The sequence below is a fragment of the Veillonella parvula genome, assembly GCF_001553335.1.
In the GTDB taxonomy this organism is placed as follows: domain Bacteria; phylum Bacillota; class Negativicutes; order Veillonellales; family Veillonellaceae; genus Veillonella; species Veillonella parvula_S.
Window position 1 is genome coordinate 49,547 of sequence record NZ_KQ960806.1, and the last position, 25,193, is coordinate 74,739.

A 25,193-nucleotide genomic window follows, 5' to 3' on the forward strand; every position below is an offset into this window, starting at 1 on the left:
TATGAATATATTAACTACAGCTCAAAAATCTAATGAGGCCATTCAAGAGGAAGCCAAAGCTTTGGCTTCCTCTATGCATATGGCCTATATAAAAAGAGGAAAATTATCTATACCAGCATTATTTAATGCTCATCCATGTGATTTTATTGCTGTTCTTTCTGGTAATGGCTTAACTATTCATTTTCCTGATAATCAGCAACATAGCTTTCATTTATCCATGGCTCAATTACGTATACTACGTTTGCAACGTGGAGAAGGAGATTATTTAATTAATGCTGTTCAGAAAATACTAAGTACTAATGAAATAACTGATAAAGAAGAATTTTCGTTTCTTGATTGTACAATTGGTCTTGGTAGTGACAGTATCGTCGTAAGCTATGCTTTTCTTCAGGCTAAAATAAAAGGTCTAGAAGGTTCTTTACCTATATGGCTTGCCACATCTTATGGTTTAGCTCATTATTCGCATAATGTGAAAAGTGTGACGGACGCATTACGTCGTATTGAGGTAAGTTATGATACCTTTGAAAACTATGTACCTAATCTACCAGATGAAAGTATAGATATTATTTATTTTGATCCTATGTTTGAGGTCCCTGTAGAGGATAGTCCTCAATTTAAACCACTTCGTGGACATACTGTGGAAAGTCGTATTGATGATAAAATTATGGAGGAAGCTATGCGTGTTGCCTCTTATGGTGTTATCATTAAAGAACGACCATTTAGTTCTGTCTTTCAGAAATATCCACCTCACCAATGGGTGGGGGGGAAATATAGCCGTATAGGTTATGGAGTATATATGAAGGAGTTATTGTGAATCCCTTAATAACCATCGTTGGACCTACTGCGGTAGGCAAAACAGATCTTACCTTGGACTTAGCAGAACAGCTACATGCTGAGGTTATTTCTGGTGATGCTTACCAGGTTTATAAACAATTCAATATTGGTACCGCTAAACCATCGGTGGATGAACTTAATCGGGTGAAACATCATCTCATCGATATACTGGAACCCAATGATTCATATTCGGTATCTATTTTTCAAGATCAAGCTAAAGAAATAATTGCAAGATTAAAAGATAGAAATATTCTTCCTATTCTGTCTGGTGGTACAGGACTGTATGTCCAATCATTATTGGAGAACTACAACTTTAATGATGTTAAACCTGACGAATATTTGCGAGCAGAACTTGATGAGCTCTATAGTACAAAAGGTATTGAAGGCTTACGAGACTATGCTTTCACATTAGGTAAAGAGCATAATATAGAGATACAATATAGCGACAAACATCGTTTGTATCGAGCTATTGAGATATTGCATCATGGTGATGTAGATTCGTTGCGAAATCAGACAAAAGATGGTGTATCCTATAAAGGGCCTGTCATCGGTCTCATGAGAGATCGTGATAAATTATATGAACGTATCAATTTACGCGTTGATATGATGTTTGATGTGGGTTTAATTGAAGAGGTGGAACAACTCATAAAATCTGGAGTGAATCCAGATTGCCAAGCTTTTAAAGGTATTGGCTATAAAGAGGTTGTAGACTATATAAATGGCAATATAACATTAGATGAGTGTCGTGACTTAATTAAGAAGAATACACGTCACTTTGCTAAGCGCCAAATTACATGGTATAAACGTATGCCATATATAGAATGGATACATATTGATAGCAATACATCTAAAGATTTTATATTTAATAAAGCTATGGATTTAATCCGTAGAGAAGGATTAGCATGACATTAGAAGAAATACGTAGTAAAGCCCTAGAAATGGCTGAACCAGAATTTAAGAAATTTGAACCTATTGCATTGGCCAATACAAAAAAAGTATTAGAAGCCTTTAAGGAATGCCAAGTATCTGATTATCATTTCACTGGTACTACTGGTTATGGATATAACGACGTAGGGCGTGAGAAATTAGATGAAGTATTTGCCTATGTATTTAAAGGTGAAAAGGCTATCGTTCGTCCTCATTTTGTTTCTGGTACACATGCGTTAGCTACTACATTAATTTCTTTGATGGGAAATGGCTCTAAAGGGACAGAGTTTATCTATGCCGTAGGGGCTCCTTATGATACGATGCAATCTGTTATCGGTGCCGCTCGTGAAGTACGTGGTTCTTTAGTAGAAAAAGGCTTTACCTATACTGAGGTACCATTGAAAGATAATACTTATGATGTTGAAGCTATTGCTAACGCTGTTAACGATAATACGCGGGTAGTAGTCATTCAACGGTCTCGAGGCTATAGCACACGTGAACCTTTATCTATTGCAGATATTAAGGTTATTGTTGATGCTGTAAAAGCTAAAAATTCTAAAACGATTTGTTTCGTAGATAATTGTTACGGTGAATTTACAGAGCTGCAAGAACCATTAGAAGCTGGTGCTGATATTATGGCTGGCTCTCTCATTAAAAATGCAGGTGGCGGTTTAGCACCAACTGGTGGTTATATTGTTGGTAGAGAAAACCTTGTAGAGGATGCAGCATATCAATTGACAGCTCCTGGACTTGGTGATCATATGGGTTCATATGCTCCTGGTTATCGCTTGTTCTTCCAAGGTTTATTTATGGCACCTCACGTAGTATTACAAGCTCTTAAAGGTGCTGTATATACGGCTGCTGTAGGTGAGTTACTAGGCTATGATGTATTCCCTAAGGTAAATGCTGATCGCTATGACTTGATTCAAGCCATTAATCTGAAAAATGGGGAAGAAATGGAGCATTTCTGTGTAGGTATGCAAGCCTATTCTCCTGTAGATGCTCACGTACATCCTATTCCTGGGGATATGCCTGGGTACGAAGATAAAATCATCATGGCTGGTGGTACCTTTGTACAAGGTTCCTCTATTGAACTCAGTGCCGATGGTCCTATACGTCCACCATATACAATTTTCATGCAGGGTGGCCTAGTGTTTGAACATTCCATGCTTGGTATTTTAGGAGCTGCTGAAGAACTATTAAAACATAGATAATGTTTAGAATCTCTTTCTTTTGTGAAAGGGATTCTTTTTATTTCAAATCTTTTCAATATACCTATTTCTAGGCTATAATATAAGTTGCTATAATTTTATAGCAATACTACTCGGACTTTTACACCGAACTAGTGTTTTACACGTCAGGCTTTCACCCTGATTAGTTTTATGATCAAGAGATCATTAAAAGGAGAAAGTATGGAAAAAGTTATCGCTGTAGCTATGAGTGGCGGCGTAGACAGTTCTTTAACTGCTGCAATGCTATTAAAACAAGGCTATAAAGTATTTGGTATTACCCTATGGTTATGGGTGAGTGGTACGCCTTATGATGAGGTGCCTCTTGCCGTAACTGATGCTAAGAAGATGTGTGATTTTCTTGGTATCGAGCATCATGTTATCGATGCTCGTGATGTATTCTACGAAAACGTAGTAGATTACTTTGTAAAAGAATATGCCTATGGTCGTACGCCAAATCCTTGTGTATTTTGTAACAAGAACATCAAGTTTGACTTGATGCTCAATCGTGCTCTTGAATTAGGTGCCACACATATGGTAACTGGTCATTATGCACAAGTAAATTATAATGAAGAAACAGGTCTATATGAGTTACATAAAGGTGTTGATCCTACAAAAGACCAAAGTTATGTTATGTACAATATGAACCAACGTATTTTGAGTCATCTTATGTTTCCATTAGGTGGTCAATGTAAGACTGAAACACGTAAATTAGCTGCTGAATATGATTTGCCAGTCGCTAAAAAACCAGATAGCGTAGATATTTGTTTCTTGCCTCATGGGAATTATCAAAAGCTAGTGGTAGAAGAAATGAAGGGTAAGCCAGAGTCTGGTAATATCGTTACCGAAGATGGTGAGGTATTAGGTAAGCACAACGGCTTATTTAATTATACGATTGGTCAACGTAAAGGCCTTGGTATTGCTTATAAACACCCTTTATATGTTATTGGATTTAATGGGGATCGTAATGAGGTCATCGTGGGTCCTAATGAACGTCTCTTTACAAATCGTATGATTTGTAAGTTCTATAACTTCTTAGATGATACAATTCATAAGGAATTGAAGGCAGAAGGAAAAATTCGCTATGCAGCTAACCCTTCTCCTTGCACAGCACGTATTTTAGATGACGATACAATGGAGGTTATTTTTGAAGAACCACAACGGGCTATTACCCCAGGTCAGTCTGTAGCCTTTTATAATGGCACTCAATTATTGGGAGGTGCTGTTATCGATCGCGTATGTTAGAAAGGAGAATGCAAGTTCTTTGAACTTGTTTACATAGTATGTCAACGAAAAAGATTCGAAACTTCTGTATTATAGCTCATATCGACCATGGTAAATCAACCATCGCTGATAGATTAATTGAATATACTGGTACATTACAAAAACGTGAAATGGAGGCTCAAGTTTTGGACTCCATGGACCTTGAACGTGAACGCGGCATTACTATTAAAGCGCAATCTGTTCGTATTTTGTATAAAGCGCAAGACGGTGAAGAATATATTTTGAATCTCATCGATACTCCAGGCCACGTCGATTTCAGCTATGAAGTATCTCGTTCTCTTGCAGCCTGTGAAGGGGCATTACTCGTAGTCGATGCGGCACAAGGTGTGGAAGCACAAACGTTGGCAAATGTATATCTCGCTTTAGAACATGATCTTGAAATCATTCCTGTTATTAACAAGATTGATTTGCCGTCAGCAGATCCTGATCGCGTTAAACAAGAAATTGAAGATATTATTGGTTTAGACGCATCTGATGCTGTATTATGCTCTGCCAAATCAGGTATCGGTATTCCTGATATTTTAGAAGCTATTGTAAATAAAGTTCCTGCACCACCAGATAAATCTGATGAGCCAACAAGAGCTTTGATTTTTGATAGCCGTTTTGACGCGTATAAAGGTGCTATTGCTTATGTCCGCGTAAAAGAAGGGTCTATAAAAGCAAAAGATACAATTCGCATGATGCATGATAAAAAGGACTTTGATGTTACAGAACTCGGTATTTTTACTCCCAATCTTGTACCTGTGCAAGAATTACAATGTGGCTCAGTAGGTTGTATTGCAGCTAGCATCAAAAATGTAAAAGATTGCCATGTAGGCGATACTGTAACATTAGCTAATAATCCTGCAACTGAGCCATTGCCTGGTTATCGTAAGGCTGTATCTATGGTGTACTGTGGCCTTTACCCAACAGAGTCTAAAGACTATGAAAACCTTCGGGATGCATTAGAAAAGTTACAGCTTAATGATGCTGCCTTAGAATATGAAGCAGAAACATCATTGGCATTGGGGTTTGGTTTCCGTTGTGGGTTTCTCGGCCTTTTGCATATGGACGTAATTCAAGAACGTTTAGAACGTGAATATAATTTGACCCTTATTACGACGGCTCCATCTGTAAATTACAAAGTGTACAAAACAAATGGGGAAATGCTCGAAGTCGATAATCCTGCTAAATTACCACCTCCAACGGAAATTGACTATATCGAAGAGCCTTATGTAAAGGCTACAACAATTGTACCTAAAGATTTTGTTGGTACTATTATGGAGTTGTCCCAAGATAAACGCGGTGAATATCAATCTATGGAATATTTGGATGAAACACGAGTATCTGTCGTTTATCACTTGCCATTGAGTGAAATCATTTATGATTACTTTGATAAATTAAAATCCGCTACAAAGGGTTATGCATCCCTTGACTACGAATTGATTGGATATAAACAATCTCCAATGGTTAAGATGGATATTCTCTTAAATGGAGATCCTGTGGATGCATTGTCCATTATTGTACACAAAGACCGTGCAGCTACACGTGGTCGTGCATTAGCTGAGAAATTGAAAGAATTGATTCCTCGTCAAATGTTTGAAATTCCTATTCAAGCGGCGGTAGGGACAAAAATTGTGGCTCGTGAAACTGTAAAAGCTTGGCGTAAGGATGTTTTGGCAAAATGTTACGGTGGAGATATTTCTCGTAAGCGTAAATTACTTGAAAAACAAAAAGCCGGTAAGAAACGCATGAAGTCCGTCGGTTCCGTAGAGATTCCACAAGAAGCATTCATGGCGATTCTCAAGGTTGAGGACTAATAAAATGAAAACAGATTCTGATATTCTGAATCTGTCTACACTGAGGGATATGGGGCTGTATGTCCATATCCCTTTTTGTAAACAGAAATGTATGTACTGTGATTTTCCTGCTTATCAAAATTTACAAGATTATTACGAAACCTATGTATATGCTTTAGTACAAGAAATCGATTTATGGGTCTCTGAACATCCAGAGTCTACATCTAAAGCTATTGATACAATTTATTTTGGTGGAGGTACGCCTACAGAATTATCGATTCAACAACTACAGATGATTCTTGATAAAATCAAAAATACTTTTACAATTACGGACGATTGTCATATGACTATTGAATCGAATCCTGGGGAAGTAAATTTACATTATTTAACGAAATTAGTTAAGCTTGGTTTTAATCGTATTAGCTTTGGTGTTCAAACATTTGACGATAAGGCACTTACCATGCTTCATCGCAGTCACAACGAGGAACAGGCAAAACAAGCCGTTTATGATGCTAAAAAGGCGGGCTTTGCTGATATTAATATTGATTTGATTTATGGTCTGCCACGACAAACATTAGAGGATATTCAACATAATTTAGATATTGTAAAAGACTTACCGATTAATCATATTTCAACGTATGGACTTCAAGTTGAGGTAGGAACGTATCTATATCATTTAGTACAAAAGAACCTTATTTCTATTCCTAGTGAAAACATTGATGAAACCATGTATGACATGATGATGGACGGATTAAAAGAACTAGGCTTTGAACGATATGAGATTTCAAATTTCGCCAAGGCTAATTCCTATAGCCGTCATAATTTAAAATATTGGCACTATGTAGATTATTTAGGCTTTGGTGCTGGTGCTCATTCCTTCTATGACGGAGTTCGCCGTAGTAATAATCGTAATGTAATGCCCTATATACAATCTGTTGACAGATATATTATGCCTACTATCGATACGGAGACGATTACTTTAGAACGAGCTCAAGAGGATTTTTGCTTTTTAGCTCTTCGCACTAAATGGGGCCTTGATGAGCAAAAATTTGAAGATAAATTTGGCGTATCTGTTCATGATCTATTTGGTACTGCTTTAGAGGATTTAGTTAGTAAAGGTTTATTAAAGTATCAAAATGGAAGTTATCATTTAACCGCTGAAGGTGCCAAGCATGGGAACTATGTATTTAGTCAATTTATTCGTGAGTAATTTCTCACAGTTTCTCAAAATCTAATATGTTAGTATAAATAGGATGATGGTGAATAAGCATGCTAGATTTTAGGAGGAGCGATGAAGACATCTGTAATATTACACGGTTTACATAATGAATTTACTTTAGATCAAATGAAAGCATGCATAGAACTTGTTGAAAAATATGGCGGATCCTTCCGTCATGTTGTAACAGGTATACAAATTACAGGTATTGAAAAAGATGATAAGGAACAGTTTATTTCTGAATTGCCTGATGGCGTGACAACTGTTATTCATAGAGGTGTTAATTCTTTAATTGCCTGTGTAGGTAAAGGTCATTGTAAAAATGGACAAATGGAAACTAAAGAATTGGCTGATTATGTAGAGAGAAAACATTACGGCCGAAAAACATCTCACAAGTGCAAAATTGGCATCAGTGGATGTGGACGTAACTGCCCTGATGCGATGGTAAAGGATATTGCTTTTATTGGCACATCTCAAGGTTTTATGTTGGCTGTTGGTGGTAATACAGGCATGAGACCAGAAGCTGGCAAAATTTTGGCTAGACATCTTACTGTAGAGCAATCCAAAAAAGCTGTAGATATTTTGATTGATTGGTATGCTAAATATGGTGAACCTCGTGAACGTATGGGGAAACTGTTAGAGCGTCTTGGTAATCCATTAGAAGGTGTAGAACTATAAATTATTATATTTTTAGTACTTATTGATTTATGGTTTTAGTCTGTAAATAGTTAGGGCCCAAAAAGTATTCTAACTAAGAGTCTATTAATAACAGAATTACAATAAAATTATTACAAATATAAACACTTATACTATTTCAGGTTTTAATAATATAAATTTTATTAGACCAACATATTCTAATATTAAAATTTTGGGATATGACATAAACGTAGATGGTATAAGTGTTTTCTTATTGTTGCACTTTGATTTTTTGACTAATTAATCAAAAATATTGAATTGTCTTTTTGACTAAATAGATATTATTTGACTTTTTTGGCATTTTTTAGCTTGACAATTTTTTTTAATATGGTAATATTATACATGCGATTAGCACTCAAAGTTAATGAGTGCTAACAAGAGGTGTCATTATGGATGAAAGAAAACAGCGCATCTTGCGAGCCATAATTGAAGACTATGTTAAGTCCGCAGAACCTGTAGGATCTCGAACGATTGCTAAAAATTATGATCTTGGCATCAGTCCTGCTACGGTGCGGAACGAAATGTCCGATTTAGAGGAATTAGGCTATTTAGAGCAACCTCATACATCGGCTGGACGTATTCCTTCAGCTAAGGGCTATCGCTTATATGTTGATTCTATGCTGAGTCGACAACCTGTTCCATTACAGGATGCTGAAAAAATTGAAATGTTATGGAAACGTTCCAATGGATCAACGAGTGAACTCTTTCTAAATATGGCTAAACTACTTTCACAGGTAAGTCATAGCATGAGTTTATTCTTAGCACCAGCCCATGATAGAGCACTAATCAAATACATTCATGTATTACCGCTAGATAGTCATCAAGCCATTATGGTAGTTATTACTGAAACAGGAGCACTCGATAATGAGTTGATGTACTTTGGTGAAAGTGTTTCACCAGAGCTTTTACAAAGTTTAGCCATACAATTTAGCAATGCACTACAGAATGTAAGTATTGGTCATGTAACGGCTGAGGCTTTAGGATCTATATTGGTCCATATGGAAGGACCGCAGGGAATTTTATTAATCCTTTCGGAGACATTATTACGAGCTATTAATAAACGTAAGTTGTTCTATTCGGTAGGTACCACAGAGTTGTTAAATCAACCAGAGTTTAAGTCTGTTGAGAAGGTACAACCCTTGCTTTCTTTAGTGGAAGAACAAAATCAATTAGGACAGTTATTAAAAGATGATTCTCCAACACCTGTTAAGGTCAAGATTGGTATTGAGAATGAAACTGAAGCGCTACATTCAATGAGTGTGGTACAAGCTGATTTTACGAATCAAGATCAGCCTATCGGAACTCTTGCTATTCTTGGTCCAACGCGGATGGAATACGGACGTATCATCGGCATGTTGTCCCATATGAAACATATAATGGAAACTATGGTAAAAGAACAAAACAGAAAGGGCAAATAATGGCTGAAGAACAAGACATTAAACAAGAAACAGTGGAGGAAACAGAGGATACTACGAATGTAGAGGAACCAACTGTTGAAAAAACTGAAGAAGCTGTGGCTGATGCTGCTCAAGTGTTAGAAGAACTTAAAGCCGACTTTGATAATCGCTATAAACGGTTACAAGCGGACTTTGAAAATTTCAAACGTCGTACTAACCAGGAAAAAGAGCAACTTGCTGGATATGTAAAAGGGGATGTATTAACGGACCTTCTTCCTGTATTGGATAACTTTGAATGGGCCGTTCAAAGTCCTGCAGAAGGGGAAGCAAAAGTATTCCTCGATGGATTCATTATGATTCATCAAAATTTGATGGCTATGTTATCTAAACATGGTTTAGCTGTTATTGAAGCTATGGGTCAACCATTTGATCCAAATTTCCATCAAGCGATTATGCGTGTACCGTCAGATGAATATGAATCCGATACGGTGTGTGAAGTTTTGCAAACTGGTTATACTGTTGATGGTCGTTGTATACGCCCAGCAATGGTAAAAGTTGTTGAATAGATTATAAAGTTTTAGGAGGTATATATTATGGCAAAGGTAATTGGTATTGATTTAGGGACAACAAACTCTTGTGTTGCTGTTATGGAAGGCGGCGAACCTACGGTTATTACAAATCAAGAAGGTGCACGTACAACTCCTTCCGTTGTTGGGTTTGCAAAAAATGGAGAACGTTTAGTTGGTCAATTGGCTAAACGTCAAGCTGTATCCAACCCAGAAAATACAATCATTTCTATTAAACGTCACATGGGTACAGACTACAAAGTAACTGTAGAAGGTAAATCTTATACTCCTCAAGAAATTTCTGCAATGATTCTTCAAAAAATCAAAGCTGATGCAGAAGCTTACTTGGGCGAACCTGTAAAACAAGCTGTTATTACAGTTCCTGCATACTTTACAGATGCTCAACGTCAAGCTACAAAAGACGCTGGCGCTATTGCAGGTCTTGAAGTGCTTCGTATCATTAACGAACCTACAGCTGCTGCTCTTGCATATGGTGTAGATAAAGATGAAGATGGTAAAGTTCTTGTATTTGACCTTGGTGGTGGTACATTCGACGTATCTATCCTTGAACTTGGCGATGGTGTATTTGAAGTATTGGCAACATCTGGTAATAACCACCTTGGTGGGGATGACTTCGACCAACGCATTATGAACTACCTTATCGAAGAATTCAAAAAAGAAACTGGTATCGATTTGTCTAATGATAAATTAGCTGATCAACGTTTAAAAGAAGCTGCTGAAAAAGCAAAAATTGAATTGTCTGGTGTAGCTAGCACAAATATTAACTTGCCATTTATCACAGCTGATGCTACTGGTCCTAAACATTTGGATGTAACATTGACTCGTGCTAAATTTGAAGAATTAACTGCTGATTTGGTACAAGCGACTATTGAACCTACTCGTAAAGCTATGAGCGATGCTGGTTTATCTGCATCCGATATCGATAAAGTATTGTTAGTTGGTGGTTCTAGTCGTATCCCAGCTGTACAAGAAGCTATTAAAAAAGTATTGGGTAAGGAACCAACAAAAAACGTTAACCCTGATGAATGTGTAGCTATCGGTGCTGCTATTCAAGGTGGCGTATTAGTAGGTGAAGTAAAAGACGTATTGTTACTTGACGTAACTCCATTGTCTCTTGGTATCGAAACAATGGGCGGTGTATTCACACGTATTATTGATCGTAATACTACAATTCCTACATCTAAATCTCAAGTATTCTCCACTGCAGCAGATAATCAACCATCTGTAGATATTCATGTATTGCAAGGTGAACGTGAGTTCGCAGCAGATAATAAAACATTGGGTCGTTTCAACTTGGATGGTATCCCAGCTGCTCCTCGTGGGGTTCCTCAAATCGAAGTAACATTTGACATCGATGCTAATGGTATCGTACATGTAAAAGCTAAAGATTTAGGTACTCAAAAGGAACAAAAGATTACTATTACTTCTTCTAGCGGCTTGAAAGAAGAAGAAATTGATCGCATGGTTAAAGAAGCTGAAGCTCATGCAGCGGAAGATAAAGCTAGAAAAGAAGAATTAGATATTAAAAATAATGCGGACTCCCTAGTATATCAAGCTGAGAAAGCATTGAAAGACCTTGAAGGTAAAGGCGACGCTTCTTTGATGAAAGAAGTAGAAGAAGCGAAAGATAAATTGAAAAAATCTATCGAAGCTGGCAATATCGAAGATATCAAAAAAGATAGTGAAGCTTTGGAACAACCATTACATAAATTAGCAGAACAAATGTATGCAGCAGCTCAACAAGCTCAACAAGCAGCTGGCGGTGCTGAACAAGGTCAACAACAAACAAAAGCTGATGACAATGTTGTTGATGCTGATTACACAGTAGTGGATGATGACAAGAAATAAGAAGGGTTGGTAACGAATGGCACGAGATTATTATGACATCCTAGGGGTTAGTAAAAATGCCTCTCAAGATGAAATCAAAAAAGCCTTCCGTAAAAAGGCACGCCAATACCACCCAGATGTAAATAAAGATAATCCAAAGGAAGCGGAAGCAAAGTTTAAAGAAGCTAACGAAGCTTATGAAGTCTTGTCTGATGAAACTAAAAAAGCTCAATATGACCAATTCGGCCACGACGCCTTCAAACAAGGAGGCGGCGCTGGTGCCGGTGGTTTCCAAGGCGGCTTTGGCGGTTTCGGTGGTCAAGCTGGAGGCTTTGGTGATATCTTTGGCGACATTTTTGGTGGCATGTTTGGTGGTGGACGCCAACAACAAGGCCCTCAAAAAGGTAATGACTTGCGTGAAGATATCGATATTTCCTTTGAAGATGCAGCCTTTGGTAAATCTATGGAAATTGAAGTGCATCGTCATGAAGAATGTGATCACTGTCATGGTACTGGTGGTGAACCAGGCTCTCGTGTCGATACTTGTCCAAACTGTCATGGTTCTGGTCAAGAAGCGGTTATTCAAAATACTCCATTTGGACGTATGCAGTCCGTTCGCACTTGTTCCCGCTGTCATGGTACGGGTAAAAGCATTGAAAAACCTTGCTCTAAATGCCGTGGTACTGGTGAAATGTTGGCTAAACGGAAGATTTCCATTAAGATTCCAGCTGGTGTAGATAGCGGATCTCGTTTACGTGTAGCTAATGAAGGGGAACCTGGTATTTTAGGCGGTCCTAAAGGGGATCTCTATGTATATATCTTTGTTCGTCCTCACAAGGAATTTGAACGAAATGGTAATGACGTTATTAGCCGTGTAAATATTAGCTTTGCTCAAGCTGCTCTTGGTGCGACTATACAAGTTAACACCTTAGATGGTAAAGTAGAGTTAAAGATTCCGGAAGGTACTCAAACGGGAACGGCATTCCGCGTAAAGGGCAAAGGTATTCCATATTTGCGTAACCCTAACCAAAGGGGTGATCAACACATTGTGGTAACCGTCCAAACGCCTAAGAAGTTGACAGACACTCAACGTGAGCTATTGTTACGCTTTGCAAATGAAAGTAATGAAGATGTAAATAACTTACAAGTGAGCAAAAGTCTCTTTGAAAAAATCAAGGACTGTTTAACGAAATGAACAGCTCATGTGAAGGAATGGTTTGTTCCATCACATTCCCTATAAAGGAGCATATATGCAATGGATAGAAATATCCGTTGTCTGTGAAAGAGTAGCCACCGATGAGGTGACTACTCTTTTTGACAATTATGCAGACAATGGAATTATAGAAGAAGATGTTGAAGATCAGCCTAATTTAATAAAATTGTCTATGTACAGTGATCCATCACTAGATGACGATATGATTAAGTCTGATTTGAAAAAACGTCTTACAGAAGCAAATATTGGAATTATATCGATAGATACACATATTCTTGATGAGTCAACTTGGTTAAACTCTTGGCAACAGTATATTGAACCTACAGAAATTTTACCTAACTTAGTCATTAAACCAGCATGGCAGGAATACAATAATGTAGATAATAAAACTATTATTATAATCGATTCAGATATTTCCTTTGGTACCGGGTCTCATGAGACAACACGGACTTGTGCAGAGTTATTAAAATCCTATAGTGAATCTATGGATCTTGATACAGCTACTTGTTTGGATATTGGTACTGGCACAGGTATTCTTTTATTAGTAGCAGCCCATTTAGGTATTAAAAATTTAGTTGGTATAGATATAGAAGAGTATGCTGCAAATCAAGCTCGAATTAACTGTGAGAATAATCATGTATCTGCTGAAATCATTTGTGGTAATTTGGATAGTGATTTCAATAGTACTGCCCAATTAATTTTAGCTAATTTAACAGTAGATCCCCTTAAAATACTATTACCTCAAATTGGTAAGAAACTGGATGATAAGGGCATTTTGATTATTAGTGGCATTATTGATGATCGTTATGATGAAATCATGCCATATATTGAGGCTCATTGGCATATTATTGAGGAGCGCGTTGCAGGACCTTGGCATACATTTGCGCTAGAAAAACGATGAAAAAGATTTTTATTCCTACACCATTAGATGAAATAATAGAATTGCCGAAAGATGTGACCCATCATGTACTACATGTATTTCGCCATAATATTGAGAAGCCTATAACTGTAACAGGTAGTGACAATCGTTGTGGTACATATCAAATTACAGAAGAAGTAGACGGTAAAGCTCAAGCAAAACTGATTGAATATGTAGATGCAAATCTAGCATCGTATCGTACTATTCTAGTTCAATCATTATTAAAAGGTGAAAAGCTAGAATGGGTGTTACAAAAGGCGACGGAGTTAAATGTGGATACAATTTATCTTGTGCCCACAGCTAACTGCGTAGCTAAATATGATGAAAAAAAGCTTCAATCAAAAGTAAATCGTTGGGAAAAAATAATGCTAGAAGCAGCTCAACAATGTGGACGAAATCACTTGCCTACACTCGTAGTAGGAGAGACGCTTTTACAAGCATTAGACATTGAATCTGAGGCGTTGAAATTGGTAGCCTATGAAAATGAAGCAGGGCAGACTATCAAAGATGTACTTAAAACTTTACATTCCGATAAGTCTGTAACTGATGTTTTAATTTGTATAGGTCCTGAAGGGGGCTATCAAGAGAAGGAAATCAATGCTATTATAAAATATGGTGGAAAATCAGTATCGCTGGGAAATACAATTTTACGGGCTGAAACTGCTGCTATTGGATCGTTAGCGATGATTCGATATGAATTAGAATTATAAATTAAATAAGAATAGAGAGGTGCAATGAAAACCGTTGCTTTTACAACCTTAGGGTGTCGCGTAAACCAATATGATACAGATGCCATGAAAGGTTTATTTTTACAAAATAATTACGAAGCGGTAGACTTCGATGAAAAAGCTGATATATATGTAATTAATACCTGTTCTGTAACGAATATGGGGGAAAAGAAATCCCGTCAATTAATCCGCAAGGCAAAGCGTCAAAATGAAGATGCCTATGTTATTGTAACTGGTTGTTATGCTCAGCTTGATCCAGATGCGATTGCCGCTATAGATGGTGTTAATCTCGTTATTGGTACAAATAATCGCTCTAAAATTGTTGAATTAGTAGAGCAATTAGAATCTACAGAACGACAAATTAATGCTGTTCGGGATATCATGAAGGAATCTAACTTCGAGGAAATGCCGTTATATGGTAATGAATCTGACAAAGCTCGTGCGTTCATGAAAATTCAAGAAGGTTGTAATAACTATTGCGCCTTTTGTATCATTCCTTATACTCGAGGAAAATTAAAATCTCGTAAAGTTGATGATATTGTACAAGAGGCAAAACGTTTAGTAGATCATGGATTCCATGAAATCGTATTAACTGGTATACATTTGGGTAATTACGGTGTCGAATTACCAGGTCGTCCAACATTAGCTGATGTGGTAAAAGCTTTATTAGAGATTCCTAATTTATACCGCATTCGTTTCGGGTCCATTGAATCCGTAGAGGTTTCTGATGAGTTAGTAGAATTAATGGCTACCAATAAACGTGTTTGTCCTCATTTACATTTACCATTACAAGCTGGTTCTGATCATGTATTAAAGTTGATGAAACGCCATTATACATTACAAGAATATAAAGATTTAATTACAAGTTTACGTTCTCGTATTAAAGATTTATCAATTACAACTGATATTATTGCTGGTTTCCCTCAAGAAACTGATGAAGACTTCGAAGAAACATTGAATACAGTACGTGAAATTGGATTTACGCACATTCATGCCTTCCCATACTCCATTCGTGAGGGTACACCTGCAGCCACCATGGCGGATCAAGTACCAGAAGCTGTTAAGAAGACTCGTGTAGCACTTTTAAATGGCCTTAGCCAATCTGGTTATGAACGATACGCAAAATCTCGCATTGGTAAGCATGGTGAGATTCTCATCGAAAAGGAAGAGAATGGATACTATATGGGCTTAACAAATGAATATATAAATGGTAAAGTTAAGTCTGATGGGACACGTAAAATTGGTGATCTCGTTGGTGGAACTGTTGTAGGTTTAGAAGATAATTATTTAATTATTGAGTAAGGAGTTAGATTATGAGTGACTGCATTTTTTGCAAAATTATCAATGGTGAAATTCCGTCTAAAAAAGTGTTAGAAAATGATAAATTCTATGCTTTTTATGATATTCAACCTGTAAAAAAAGTTCATGTATTAATCGTACCTAAAAATCACGTGTCTAATATTGCACATCTTAATGAAAAGAATGCAGATTATGTTGAAGGGTTACTGCCATTTGTTCGTGATGTAGCAAAAGAGCTTGGTATCTCTAAAGATGGATATCGTTTAATTTTTAATACTGGTGAAAAAGCAGGCCAAACTGTATTCCATATGCATGCACACCTTTTAGGTGGAGAAGAGATGGGCTGGCCAGAAGCCTAATTTTGAGTATTATGCATTCTTTTTATAATACTCATTAAAAAACCTATAAAATATACTTGAAAATATTGACAACATCTATACCTATACATATAATATTATATGTGCGTATGTAAATTATCAGCACTTCCCGAGATTATTTTTGGAGGGAGGGATATAGATGTCTGAAATCAAAGTCGGTAAAAACGAAACGCTTGAAAGTGCTCTTCGTCGATTCAAACGCTCCTGCCAAAAAGCGGGTGTTTTGTCTGAAGTAAGAAAACGCGAACACTATGAAAAACCAAGCGTAAAAAGAAAGAAAAAATCTGAAGCAGCAAGAAAACGCAAATTCAGAGCATAAGATGATTACCCTAATTCTGCCTTTTCATGGCTTTATGAAATCCAGAATTAGGGTTTCTTTATTATATACATAAGGAGGAAATATGAGTTTAAAAGATCAATTAAAGGAAGATATGAAAGCAGCTATGAAAGCTCGTGAAGAAGGTAAAACAGCGTTATCTGTAATTCGTATGGTCAATAGTGCCATAAAAAATACAGAAATCAATGACAAAATTGAGCTAGATGATGCTGGCATTCTTGGCATTTTAGCTAAAGAAATGAAAACTCGTCAAGATTCCTTAACAGAATTTGAAAAAGCGGGACGTGAGGACTTAATTAGTCATGTAAAAGAAGAAATGGCTGTATTGCAAAAATACTTACCAGAGCAATTGAAAGAAGATGAAATTCGTACAATTGTACAAGAAGCCATTGCTGCATGTGGTGATAACGTAAATATGGGCAATGTTATGAAACATGTAATGCCAAAAACAAAAGGGCGTGCAGATGGTAAGGTTGTCAATAATATTGTTAAAGAATTACTTGGATAATATATAGTGATATCAACGACCATTCTATATACAGTTATTGATTAAAGTTGATAGTATTGGATGTGTTAGATGTAACTTTAAAAGAATAATGAAATTCTATAGAAAGTTATTGACATATATTTTCAACATATGATAATATGAACTCAATAAAATAATTGGTCAACGAAGACTCCACTTTAGATATATAGATTTATATATTTATTTGTTGGAGTCTTTTTCTTTTAGGAGGAACAAATATGTCGACAACTAACGAATTATTATATTACATTCCGGCGGGTCAATATGGGAAAGAAGGCGTTCTTGCATTATTAGAACAACATCCTGAAATCAAGTTCGTATCTCTTGTAGGTATTGACTTAGCAGGTAATGATACTGATGAAAAGATTCCTATGTCAGCATTCTTCGATGACTACGAATCTTTCTTTGAAGGTCGTGCTGTTCAAACAGATGGTTCCTCTGTAGTACTTACAAATATTGCTACATTAAATAATGCTCGTGTAGATATGTGGGGCGATCCAAGTGTAAACTGGTTTGTTGATTACAACTACGAAAATATTGATCCTGTTACAGGATTACCAACTGGTACACTTCGTATTCCTGCATTCTTGATGCATAACTATCGCTATGTAGATTCTCGTTCTATTTTAAAACGCAGCTGCGACTATGTACGTGCTGAATTATTGGCTTTGATTAAAGAACATGGTTTACCTGGTATGCCGCATGTGAAAGCTGATGAAGTTGTAGATATCATTTTCACATCTGCAACAGAACTAGAATTCTGGGTAAAAACTCCATCTAGAACAGTTACCAAAAAAGAATTATCCGTATCCCAAAAATTACAAGAACAATACTGGCAACGTACTCATGGTACAGTTCGCACTGCATTAGAACAAGCTGTTGAACGTCTTGATAGATATGGTATGGTTGCTGAAATGGGTCATAAAGAAGTAGGTGGCGTTAAAGCTAAACTTGATGAAGATGGTCATGAAGCCGTTGTATTAGAACAATTAGAAATCGACTGGAAATTCTCAAATAATCCATTACAAACAGCAGATAATGAATTACAAGCTCGTATCATTGTTCGTGAAGTATTCCGTGAAAATGGTCTTGATGTAACATTTAATGCAAAACCAATAATTGGTGTAGCTGGTTCTGGTGAACATACTCATTTTGGTGTTATGGCTAAATTAAAATCTGGTAAAGTTGTTAACTTATTTAGCCCAGAAGATATGCGTAAAGAATCTGCTAGCTCTTTAGGCATTGGTGCAATTATGGGACTTTTAAAACACTATGAAGCCATTAATCCATTCATCAGCTCTACAACAGATTCTTTAAACCGTTTAAAACCTGGGTTTGAAGCGCCAGTATGTATTGTTACATCTTTAGGTACTGATCCATCTGAACCTAGCCGTAACCGTACAATCCTTTGCGGTTTAATTCGAGATATCGATAATCCTATGGCGACACGTTATGAATTGCGTTCTCCAAATCCTTACACCAATACATATACTGCTTTAGCGTTGATCTTTATTTCTGCATTTGATGGTATGAAATATGCCATTACATCTGGTAAAACACAAGCTCAATTGGAAGCAGAGCTTTCCAAAGAAGTAGGTGAAACATCTGATTATCTTGCTACAAATCGTGCATACCGTACTGAAAAAGATGTGTTTGATGATTTCACACAAGAAGAACGTAATCAAATGTTTGGTGTTGCTCCAGCTACTGTATGGGAAAACATAAAGGGTTACCAAAATAATCCTGAATTAGTAGAAACATTGGCTCAAGGCAATGCATTTGCTAAAGATTTAATGGACTCCTTTATTGCCTCCATTCTTAAACGCTGGAAACTAGTATTGGCTAACCGCTTAATCCCAAACAATTTGGATACAGTTCGTAGCATGGTTGCAATTCATACTGACAGCCGAAATAGTGTAGATGATAAACGCTTTGCAGAAGTTAATGACTTACGTTTCTACCTTGCTAAAGATAGTGATGATCGTAAATCCTTATTCACTCGTTTAATTGATGCACTTAATGATGGTGAATATGATTTAGCATCCCAATTACAAATCGAAATGAATGATAAAATGGAAGAATTAGAAGCTAAATACGCTAACTACGCTAAAAATATCTTCTAATAAAATCAATTTATTAATAAAAATGGCCTCTACTACGGTAGAGGCCATTTTTCATTTAAATATATCTAAATAAATTAGATATATTCAAACAAAACGATTTAAATTTTATTCGTTATGTCCAATAAATTTTTCTACTAATACTAAGCTACATACAAGTACAAAAATTGCAACAGACCAAATTAAATTATCAAATGATGATTCATGATTGATAATTAGAAGTCTTACAATTGCAGTTATGCCAATGTATAAAAAGAAGTTAAGTGGAAAGTGGAAGTTATTTTTAAAGTATTTAACGATGAGTGCAATAAACTCAAAGTATAGAAAGAAGGTAATTAGTTCTTCAATCAATAAAGAGTATGTACTATAACCTTGAATATTCGCCCACGTAACATAGACAAGACTAATCAATGTATTAATAAGTGCAATACAAAGTGCAATACCAACGCCTACAAGGGCTATATTTTTTATCGTTAATAATAGTTTAGAAATACGAATCCACATATATAATTCACCTACAATAAAAATCTAAATATTATACTACATAAAAAAGACCGTACACCGTACGGTCTTTTTCGATTACATTGTACTATAATCAAATGAATATCTACGAATTAGATATCAGCTTTAATAGCTTCTAATGCAGCATCGAAGTTAACTGCTTGAGTTACTTCAGGTACATATTCAACATAAGTTACTTTGTTATCTTTGTTGATTACTACAACGCCACGAGTTAAAAGACGAAGCTCTTCAATCAAGAAACCATAGTTTTCACCGAAGGAAGCATCTTTGTGGTCAGACAAAGTAACAACTTTATCTACGCCTGCAGCACCACACCAACGTTTTTGAGCGAATGGTAAGTCCATAGAAATTGTCAATACGACTACATCTTCGGAAAGTGCTGTTGCATCTTGGTTGAACCAACGAGTTTGAGCATCACAAACACCTGTATCAAGGGAAGGAACAACGGAGATAACTTTTACTTTACCTTCGAAGTCTTTTAAAGTTTTAGCTTGCAAGTCATTGCTCAATACAGTGAAGTCTGGAGCTTGTTGACCTACTTTAATTTCTGGGCCAACTAATGTGATAGGGCCACCTGCAAATGTTACTACGCCAGTACGTTTTTCCATGTTTTATTCCTCCTAAGAGTTTTAATTCTAATTATGTAAGATAAAATTTCTTTATATGCATAGTATAACATTTACATTACTATAAGTAAACTAAAAAATTCGATATAGTATTAATTTAGAAAAAACTTTAAGATTGATTACCATTAAAATTTAAAGAGGTCATTTAACTTATATTGTTGAAATACAACTGCTGCTGTGATAAAAATATTTAATCTAACTATTATACATATAGGTGTATTAATGTATTATAAAAAATGTGTATACTATAAAGAGTAAAGTTAACATAATAAAGTTTGTTGATTTAGCTTTTACAGTATTGATTCAAATTCAATTACAATATAATAATACTAATGATTATATAGGCAATGATTTTAATTAGACTTAATAGAATATATTAGAGAGGTCCTATGAAACCAATAGATTTATTTATGCAGTTTTTCCGGCGTGAAGGCTGGATCTATGTCATTGGCTTAACTATGTTGATGGCAATTGATGTGGCTTTTTTATTTGTTCCTCAATTCATTGGCAATGCTATAGATACATTGAGCAATAATAAGGAAGGTTTAGTTACTTATATTTATTATTTTATTTTATTATTTATTATTATCACTATTTTGAAAGTTATTTCACGTAGAACCCTATTAGGATCTATTCGTCGCATGGAGTTTCTTTTTCGTGAGATTTTGTGTAGTAAAGCATTACAAGTAAAAACAACGTACTATGAGGCTAATGGACCTGGTAAGGTTATGGCGCTCATGACTAACGATGTAACATCGTTACGTGTTGCCCTTGGTCTAGGTGTAATGATTGTAGTGGATATTATTTTCTACTCCGTTATGGGCTCCATAATATTAATTCAAAAGATTAATACTGTATTAGCTTTTAAAATTATGACACCTGTATTCTTAATTATTGTGGCTATATTTGTACTAGGCAGAAAGCTACGTACTAAACAACGTAGCGCACAAGCTACTTATAGCGATTTAACAGAGTTTGGACAAGAGCTATTTCAAGGAATGGATGTTATTCGCGCTTTTAATCGTGAAAGCATTATATCTAATTCTTTTGAAAAAATAAATAAACTTAATTATAAGAAGAATATGGATGTTGCACTACTAGATGCAATATTAACACCGTTAACAAGGATTGCACCCTTTATCTGTATCAGTATTAGTATTTTTATTTGTGGACATTTAGCTGTAGAAGGTAAAATGACTATAGGCGAATTTGTTACAATCAATTCTTTTATAATGTTAATTGTAGGGCCTTTAATAGGCTTTGGGGGCCTTATTTCTATTGTACAAAAAGGTCTTGCTTCTTTAGATCGTATCATGGATTTCTTGCATTTGCCCATTGAAACAATAGATGATACGGATGAGGTATTGCCACTTGAAGATATTCACATTCGATACTTAGATTTTAATTATGAAAACTCTAAAGGGCATGCATTATCTCAAGTGACAACGACAATACCGAAAGGTTCTTTTATTGGTTTGGTTGGCAAACCTGGTTCTGGTAAAAGTACATTGTTTAAATTGCTTATTGGATTACAAGAATGTCCGAAACAGTCCATTTATTTTGGTAATCAAGATTTAGCTGCTGTTTCTTTATCAAAACTTAGAAACTCAATTGCTTATGTGCCAACACAATCTTACCTTTTAAGTACGACCATTGCAGATAATATTAAATTTGGTAAAATTTTACCTATGCATGAAACTGTAGAGGTTGCGGCACAAAAGGCAGACTTATATAGAGATTTAGGCGATTTGTTAAATGATGATTTACATGAGCTCGCTGAAGAAGGTCATGATTTATCAGGTGGACAAAAGCAGCGAATCAATATGGCTCGCGGCTTTTATAAAAATGCACCATATTTATTGCTAGATGATTGTTTTTCTGCTTTAGATGCAGTAACAGTTACAACTATTTTAAATACATTACATAATGTAAAAGAACAAACAATTTTATGTATTTCACAGCGATTAGAGGTTGTAGAGAAAGCAGATAAAATTCTAGTATTCGATGAGGGGCGTATCGTAGAAGAAGGTACTCATAAAGAATTATTAGCTAACAATGGTTTATACCGCACCTTATATGAAGCGCAGAAAGGAGAGGCCCATCATGAAGAAGCGTAATCTAAGAAATGACTGGGCTCTATTTTCCTATATAACTGCCTACATCAAGCCTTATTTAGGTATTCTATTATTAGCAACGGTTGCGCTAGCAGGAAATTTAGTATTATTACTTTTACGACCGTATATAACAAAGCAAGTCATCGATCTTGGCTTTGCCACTAATGATATCGCTGTTATTGAATACTATGCTCTAATGTATGGACTTACTATAATTGGTAGTGTTTTATTTATTTTTGTAGAGAATTACTTTTTAAAAAGTTTTGGTCAAAAAATAATTTATAATATTCGTAGTATTGTCTTTAAAAAGATTCTTAATAAACCACATGATGAATTCTATAAGTTGCCAATCGGTAATTGGGTAACTCGCATCACTAATGATGTAGAGTCATTACGTACATTATATACAGATGTAATTTTGAATTTAGCTAGTAGCGGTTTGATGATTATTGGTATATTAGGATTTATGTATGCTATTAATGTACCCCTAGCTATTATCATGACAATTTTATTACCTATAATGGGTGGAATTATTTGGGTGTTTCAAAAGTTTTCCCGTAAAGCATTTCGTCAGGTAAGACGCTCTGTAGCTGCATCTAATGCGAGTATCAAGGAACTGTTAAATTATATTGTAATCGTAAAATCCTATGGTGGCGAAAAAGCCATTGAGGAACGTTATAATACTGTTAATAAAGGTTTCTTAGAAGCAGGTCTTTTTGAAGTTACTACATTTTCTATTTTTAGACCACTCGTAGATGGTCTATTCTTTGTTGCGTTAATTGTTATTTTTACAACTACAAATTTAATAGACTCTGTAGCTGACGCTGGTACAGTATTTGCCTTTATCCAATATATGGACCGATTCTTCCAACCATTAAAGGAAATTGCAGATAAATATAACTCACTACAAAGTGCATTAGCTGGTGCTGAAAGATTAGTTCCCTTATTAGAGGAAGAAGAGCGTCAGATGGCTGATGAAGTTCCTGATGAAATTAAACATATAGAGACCATTGAATTTGAGCATGTGTGGTTTTCCTATAATAATAACGATATTTATGCGCTAGAAGACTTTACATTAAATATTAAGGCTGGAGAATTCATAGGGATTGTAGGTCCCTCTGGTAGTGGTAAATCAACACTTTTATCATTGTTGATGGGAGTCTACAAACCAACAAGAGGGGCAATCTATATTAACGGCATAAATATTGCTAAATATGACAGTTCTGTACTTCGTCATTTAATGGGGTATGTTTTTCAGCAAGCTTATCTATTTAAGGGCTCCATTAGAGATAACTTAACACTTTTTGATACATCAATATCCAATGAGGAAATTGTCAATGCAGCAAAACAAGTTAATTTGGATGCTATGATTGAACAACTTCCGGAAGGGTATGATACACCGGTTGGTTATTTAGGCTCCTTATTATCTGATGGACAAAAACAATTATTGGCTTTTGGCCGTACCTTGATTAAAAAAACACCTATTCTATTGCTAGATGAAGCAACGGCTAATATCGATAGTCATACGGAGAAACAAATTCAAGCAAGTATTGAAAGTATTCGAGGTAGTAAAACAATCGTAAGTATTGCTCATCGTCTTTCAACAGTGGAAGATGCCAATAAAATAGTGTATATGGAATATGGTAAAATAATAGAAAAAGGATCTTTTGATGAACTCATTAACTTAAAAGGGGCCTTTTATAATCTATGGAATAATCAACACAGTGGGAGTTAGTATGGAATGTATCCAATCTAAAGATAATAAAACTATTAAGCGAATTATCTCATTAGGGCAGCGTAAAAATCGCCAAAAAAATGGAGAGTACATTGTTGAAGGCATTCGCTCTATTCGAGATATTGCAGCTATGGGTGCAGTAAAAACAATTGTTATACGTGAATCTAAAGCGCAAGATAAAAATATATTAGATTTATTAGACTTAGACACTGTTCAATCTGTACCTAAATATATTGCACAAGATCCAGTGTTTGATAAAGTAGATAATACCGTAAATGGACAAGGTGTAGTTGCTATTGTATCGAAGCCTACATATGATATTGAATCAATTTCTATTGTGGATGGTCTATATATTACTTTAGATGGTGTTCAAGATCCCGGTAATCTAGGTACCATTATTCGTACAGCAGTTGCAGCAGGTGTAAAAGGTATATTTTTGATGAAAGGAACTGTGGACCCTTTTAATGACAAGACAGTGCGCAGTACTATGAGCGCCTTACATAAAATACCTTTATATGAGGATATTACCTTATCTCTGTTACATGATATGGTAACTGAGTCTAATATGACTACCTATGTAACTGCTTTAGAACATTCCAATCCTTATCATACTGTACGTTATGCTAAGCGAACTATGCTAGTATTAGGAAACGAAGGGAATGGCGTAACACCAGAGGTTATGAATCTATGTACAAATCGTATTATGATTCCTATGTATGGTGATATGGAATCCTTAAATGTAAGCGTAGCTGCTGCATTATGTATGTATAAAGTACAAGAACAATTGATGCCTTAGTATATATGATAAAAATTTATGACCTTATAAAAAGTCCTCTACTAGTATACAAGTAGAGGGCTTTTGTATTGATTTTTTAGTTGTGTATTTGGTACAATAACATATA

Annotated in this window: 23 protein-coding genes; 21 read left to right on the forward strand and 2 right to left on the reverse strand. The window is 35.7% G+C overall.

Going from position 1 to position 25,193, the window contains the following annotated elements:
• Position 1: 1 nt before the first annotated feature.
• The 18 genes from HMPREF1865_RS08010 to HMPREF1865_RS08095 all read left to right on the forward strand — a co-directional run bounded on the left by HMPREF1865_RS08010 (position 2) and on the right by HMPREF1865_RS08095 (position 19,297).
• Positions 2 to 814 carry a class I SAM-dependent methyltransferase gene (locus HMPREF1865_RS08010; protein WP_024061694.1) on the forward strand — a complete coding sequence of 271 codons (813 nt, stop codon included), beginning with the start codon at positions 2 to 4 and terminating at the stop codon, positions 812 to 814.
• Positions 811 to 1,740 (forward strand): tRNA (adenosine(37)-N6)-dimethylallyltransferase MiaA, encoded by a 930-nt coding sequence (gene miaA, locus HMPREF1865_RS08015; protein WP_060919776.1) that lies wholly within the window; start codon positions 811 to 813, stop codon positions 1,738 to 1,740. Before HMPREF1865_RS08010 ends, miaA begins: the two co-directional genes overlap by 4 nt.
• Positions 1,737 to 2,975 carry a methionine gamma-lyase family protein gene (locus tag HMPREF1865_RS08020; protein WP_060919777.1) on the forward strand — a complete coding sequence of 413 codons (1,239 nt, stop codon included), beginning with the start codon at positions 1,737 to 1,739 and terminating at the stop codon, positions 2,973 to 2,975. The genes miaA and HMPREF1865_RS08020 overlap by 4 nt, the downstream gene beginning before the upstream one ends.
• A 198-nt stretch (positions 2,976 to 3,173) precedes the next feature.
• Entirely contained in the window at positions 3,174 to 4,235 is a 1,062-nt protein-coding gene (mnmA, locus tag HMPREF1865_RS08025; RefSeq protein ID WP_004695727.1) for a tRNA 2-thiouridine(34) synthase MnmA, read from the forward strand.
• Between the two features lie 38 nt (positions 4,236 to 4,273).
• Positions 4,274 to 6,073 carry a translation elongation factor 4 gene (gene lepA, locus HMPREF1865_RS08030; RefSeq protein WP_004695729.1) on the forward strand — a complete coding sequence of 600 codons (1,800 nt, stop codon included), beginning with the start codon at positions 4,274 to 4,276 and terminating at the stop codon, positions 6,071 to 6,073.
• Positions 6,074 to 6,077: 4 nt separating this feature from the next.
• Positions 6,078 to 7,262, forward strand: coding sequence for a radical SAM family heme chaperone HemW (hemW, locus tag HMPREF1865_RS08035; protein WP_060919778.1), 1,185 nt, complete (start codon positions 6,078 to 6,080; stop codon positions 7,260 to 7,262).
• Between the two features lie 81 nt (positions 7,263 to 7,343).
• Positions 7,344 to 7,946 carry a nitrite/sulfite reductase domain-containing protein gene (locus tag HMPREF1865_RS08040; RefSeq protein WP_060919779.1) on the forward strand — a complete coding sequence of 201 codons (603 nt, stop codon included), beginning with the start codon at positions 7,344 to 7,346 and terminating at the stop codon, positions 7,944 to 7,946.
• 407 nt (positions 7,947 to 8,353) lie between these two features.
• The gene (gene hrcA / locus HMPREF1865_RS08045) at positions 8,354 to 9,382 is read left to right on the forward strand and encodes a heat-inducible transcriptional repressor HrcA (RefSeq protein ID WP_021148127.1); all 1,029 of its coding nucleotides are present in this window, start codon (positions 8,354 to 8,356) and stop codon (positions 9,380 to 9,382) included.
• Positions 9,382 to 9,927 carry a nucleotide exchange factor GrpE gene (grpE, locus tag HMPREF1865_RS08050; RefSeq protein WP_060919780.1) on the forward strand — a complete coding sequence of 182 codons (546 nt, stop codon included), beginning with the start codon at positions 9,382 to 9,384 and terminating at the stop codon, positions 9,925 to 9,927. Before hrcA ends, grpE begins: the two co-directional genes overlap by 1 nt.
• Positions 9,928 to 9,954: 27 nt before the next feature.
• Entirely contained in the window at positions 9,955 to 11,796 is a 1,842-nt protein-coding gene (dnaK, locus tag HMPREF1865_RS08055; protein WP_060919781.1) for a molecular chaperone DnaK, read from the forward strand.
• Between the two features lie 16 nt (positions 11,797 to 11,812).
• Entirely contained in the window at positions 11,813 to 12,970 is a 1,158-nt protein-coding gene (gene dnaJ / locus HMPREF1865_RS08060) for a molecular chaperone DnaJ (RefSeq protein WP_004695739.1), read from the forward strand.
• A gap of 55 nt (positions 12,971 to 13,025) precedes the next feature.
• Positions 13,026 to 13,889 (forward strand): 50S ribosomal protein L11 methyltransferase, encoded by an 864-nt coding sequence (locus HMPREF1865_RS08065; protein WP_021148129.1) that lies wholly within the window; start codon positions 13,026 to 13,028, stop codon positions 13,887 to 13,889.
• On the forward strand, positions 13,886 to 14,617 hold the full coding sequence (locus HMPREF1865_RS08070; RefSeq protein ID WP_060919782.1) for an RsmE family RNA methyltransferase: 732 nt from the start codon (positions 13,886 to 13,888) through the stop codon (positions 14,615 to 14,617). The genes HMPREF1865_RS08065 and HMPREF1865_RS08070 overlap by 4 nt, the downstream gene beginning before the upstream one ends.
• A 24-nt stretch (positions 14,618 to 14,641) precedes the next feature.
• On the forward strand, positions 14,642 to 15,937 hold the full coding sequence (mtaB, locus tag HMPREF1865_RS08075; RefSeq protein ID WP_060919783.1) for a tRNA (N(6)-L-threonylcarbamoyladenosine(37)-C(2))-methylthiotransferase MtaB: 1,296 nt from the start codon (positions 14,642 to 14,644) through the stop codon (positions 15,935 to 15,937).
• A gap of 11 nt (positions 15,938 to 15,948) precedes the next feature.
• A complete protein-coding gene (locus tag HMPREF1865_RS08080; protein ID WP_004695748.1) occupies positions 15,949 to 16,293 on the forward strand; it encodes a histidine triad nucleotide-binding protein in 345 nt (114 codons plus the stop codon).
• A 157-nt stretch (positions 16,294 to 16,450) separates the two neighbouring features.
• Positions 16,451 to 16,630 carry a 30S ribosomal protein S21 gene (gene rpsU, locus HMPREF1865_RS08085; RefSeq protein WP_004695751.1) on the forward strand — a complete coding sequence of 60 codons (180 nt, stop codon included), beginning with the start codon at positions 16,451 to 16,453 and terminating at the stop codon, positions 16,628 to 16,630.
• A gap of 82 nt (positions 16,631 to 16,712) precedes the next feature.
• The gene (locus HMPREF1865_RS08090; protein ID WP_004695753.1) at positions 16,713 to 17,156 is read left to right on the forward strand and encodes a GatB/YqeY domain-containing protein; all 444 of its coding nucleotides are present in this window, start codon (positions 16,713 to 16,715) and stop codon (positions 17,154 to 17,156) included.
• A gap of 236 nt (positions 17,157 to 17,392) precedes the next feature.
• The gene (locus HMPREF1865_RS08095) at positions 17,393 to 19,297 is read left to right on the forward strand and encodes a type I glutamate--ammonia ligase (protein WP_004695754.1); all 1,905 of its coding nucleotides are present in this window, start codon (positions 17,393 to 17,395) and stop codon (positions 19,295 to 19,297) included.
• Between the two features lie 105 nt (positions 19,298 to 19,402).
• Here HMPREF1865_RS08095 and HMPREF1865_RS08100 read toward each other — a convergent pair whose 3' ends face one another.
• Both HMPREF1865_RS08100 and tpx read right to left on the reverse strand, forming a co-directional pair.
• Positions 19,403 to 19,798 carry a phosphate-starvation-inducible protein PsiE gene (locus HMPREF1865_RS08100; protein ID WP_004695756.1) on the reverse strand — a complete coding sequence of 132 codons (396 nt, stop codon included), beginning with the start codon at positions 19,796 to 19,798 and terminating at the stop codon, positions 19,403 to 19,405.
• A 110-nt stretch (positions 19,799 to 19,908) separates the two neighbouring features.
• Positions 19,909 to 20,424, reverse strand: coding sequence for a thiol peroxidase (gene tpx / locus HMPREF1865_RS08105; protein WP_004695758.1), 516 nt, complete (start codon positions 20,422 to 20,424; stop codon positions 19,909 to 19,911).
• A gap of 407 nt (positions 20,425 to 20,831) precedes the next feature.
• On the opposite strand from tpx, the gene HMPREF1865_RS08110 reads away from it, so the two are divergent.
• From HMPREF1865_RS08110 to HMPREF1865_RS08120, 3 genes are read left to right on the forward strand one after another with little or no spacing between them, the layout of a single operon-like run.
• A complete protein-coding gene (locus HMPREF1865_RS08110) occupies positions 20,832 to 22,559 on the forward strand; it encodes an ABC transporter ATP-binding protein (RefSeq protein WP_060919784.1) in 1,728 nt (575 codons plus the stop codon).
• Positions 22,546 to 24,291 carry an ABC transporter ATP-binding protein gene (locus HMPREF1865_RS08115; RefSeq protein ID WP_060919785.1) on the forward strand — a complete coding sequence of 582 codons (1,746 nt, stop codon included), beginning with the start codon at positions 22,546 to 22,548 and terminating at the stop codon, positions 24,289 to 24,291. The genes HMPREF1865_RS08110 and HMPREF1865_RS08115 overlap by 14 nt, the downstream gene beginning before the upstream one ends.
• Before the next feature lies 1 nt (position 24,292).
• The gene (locus HMPREF1865_RS08120; RefSeq protein WP_060919786.1) at positions 24,293 to 25,087 is read left to right on the forward strand and encodes a TrmH family RNA methyltransferase; all 795 of its coding nucleotides are present in this window, start codon (positions 24,293 to 24,295) and stop codon (positions 25,085 to 25,087) included.
• Positions 25,088 to 25,193 lie beyond the last annotated feature (106 nt).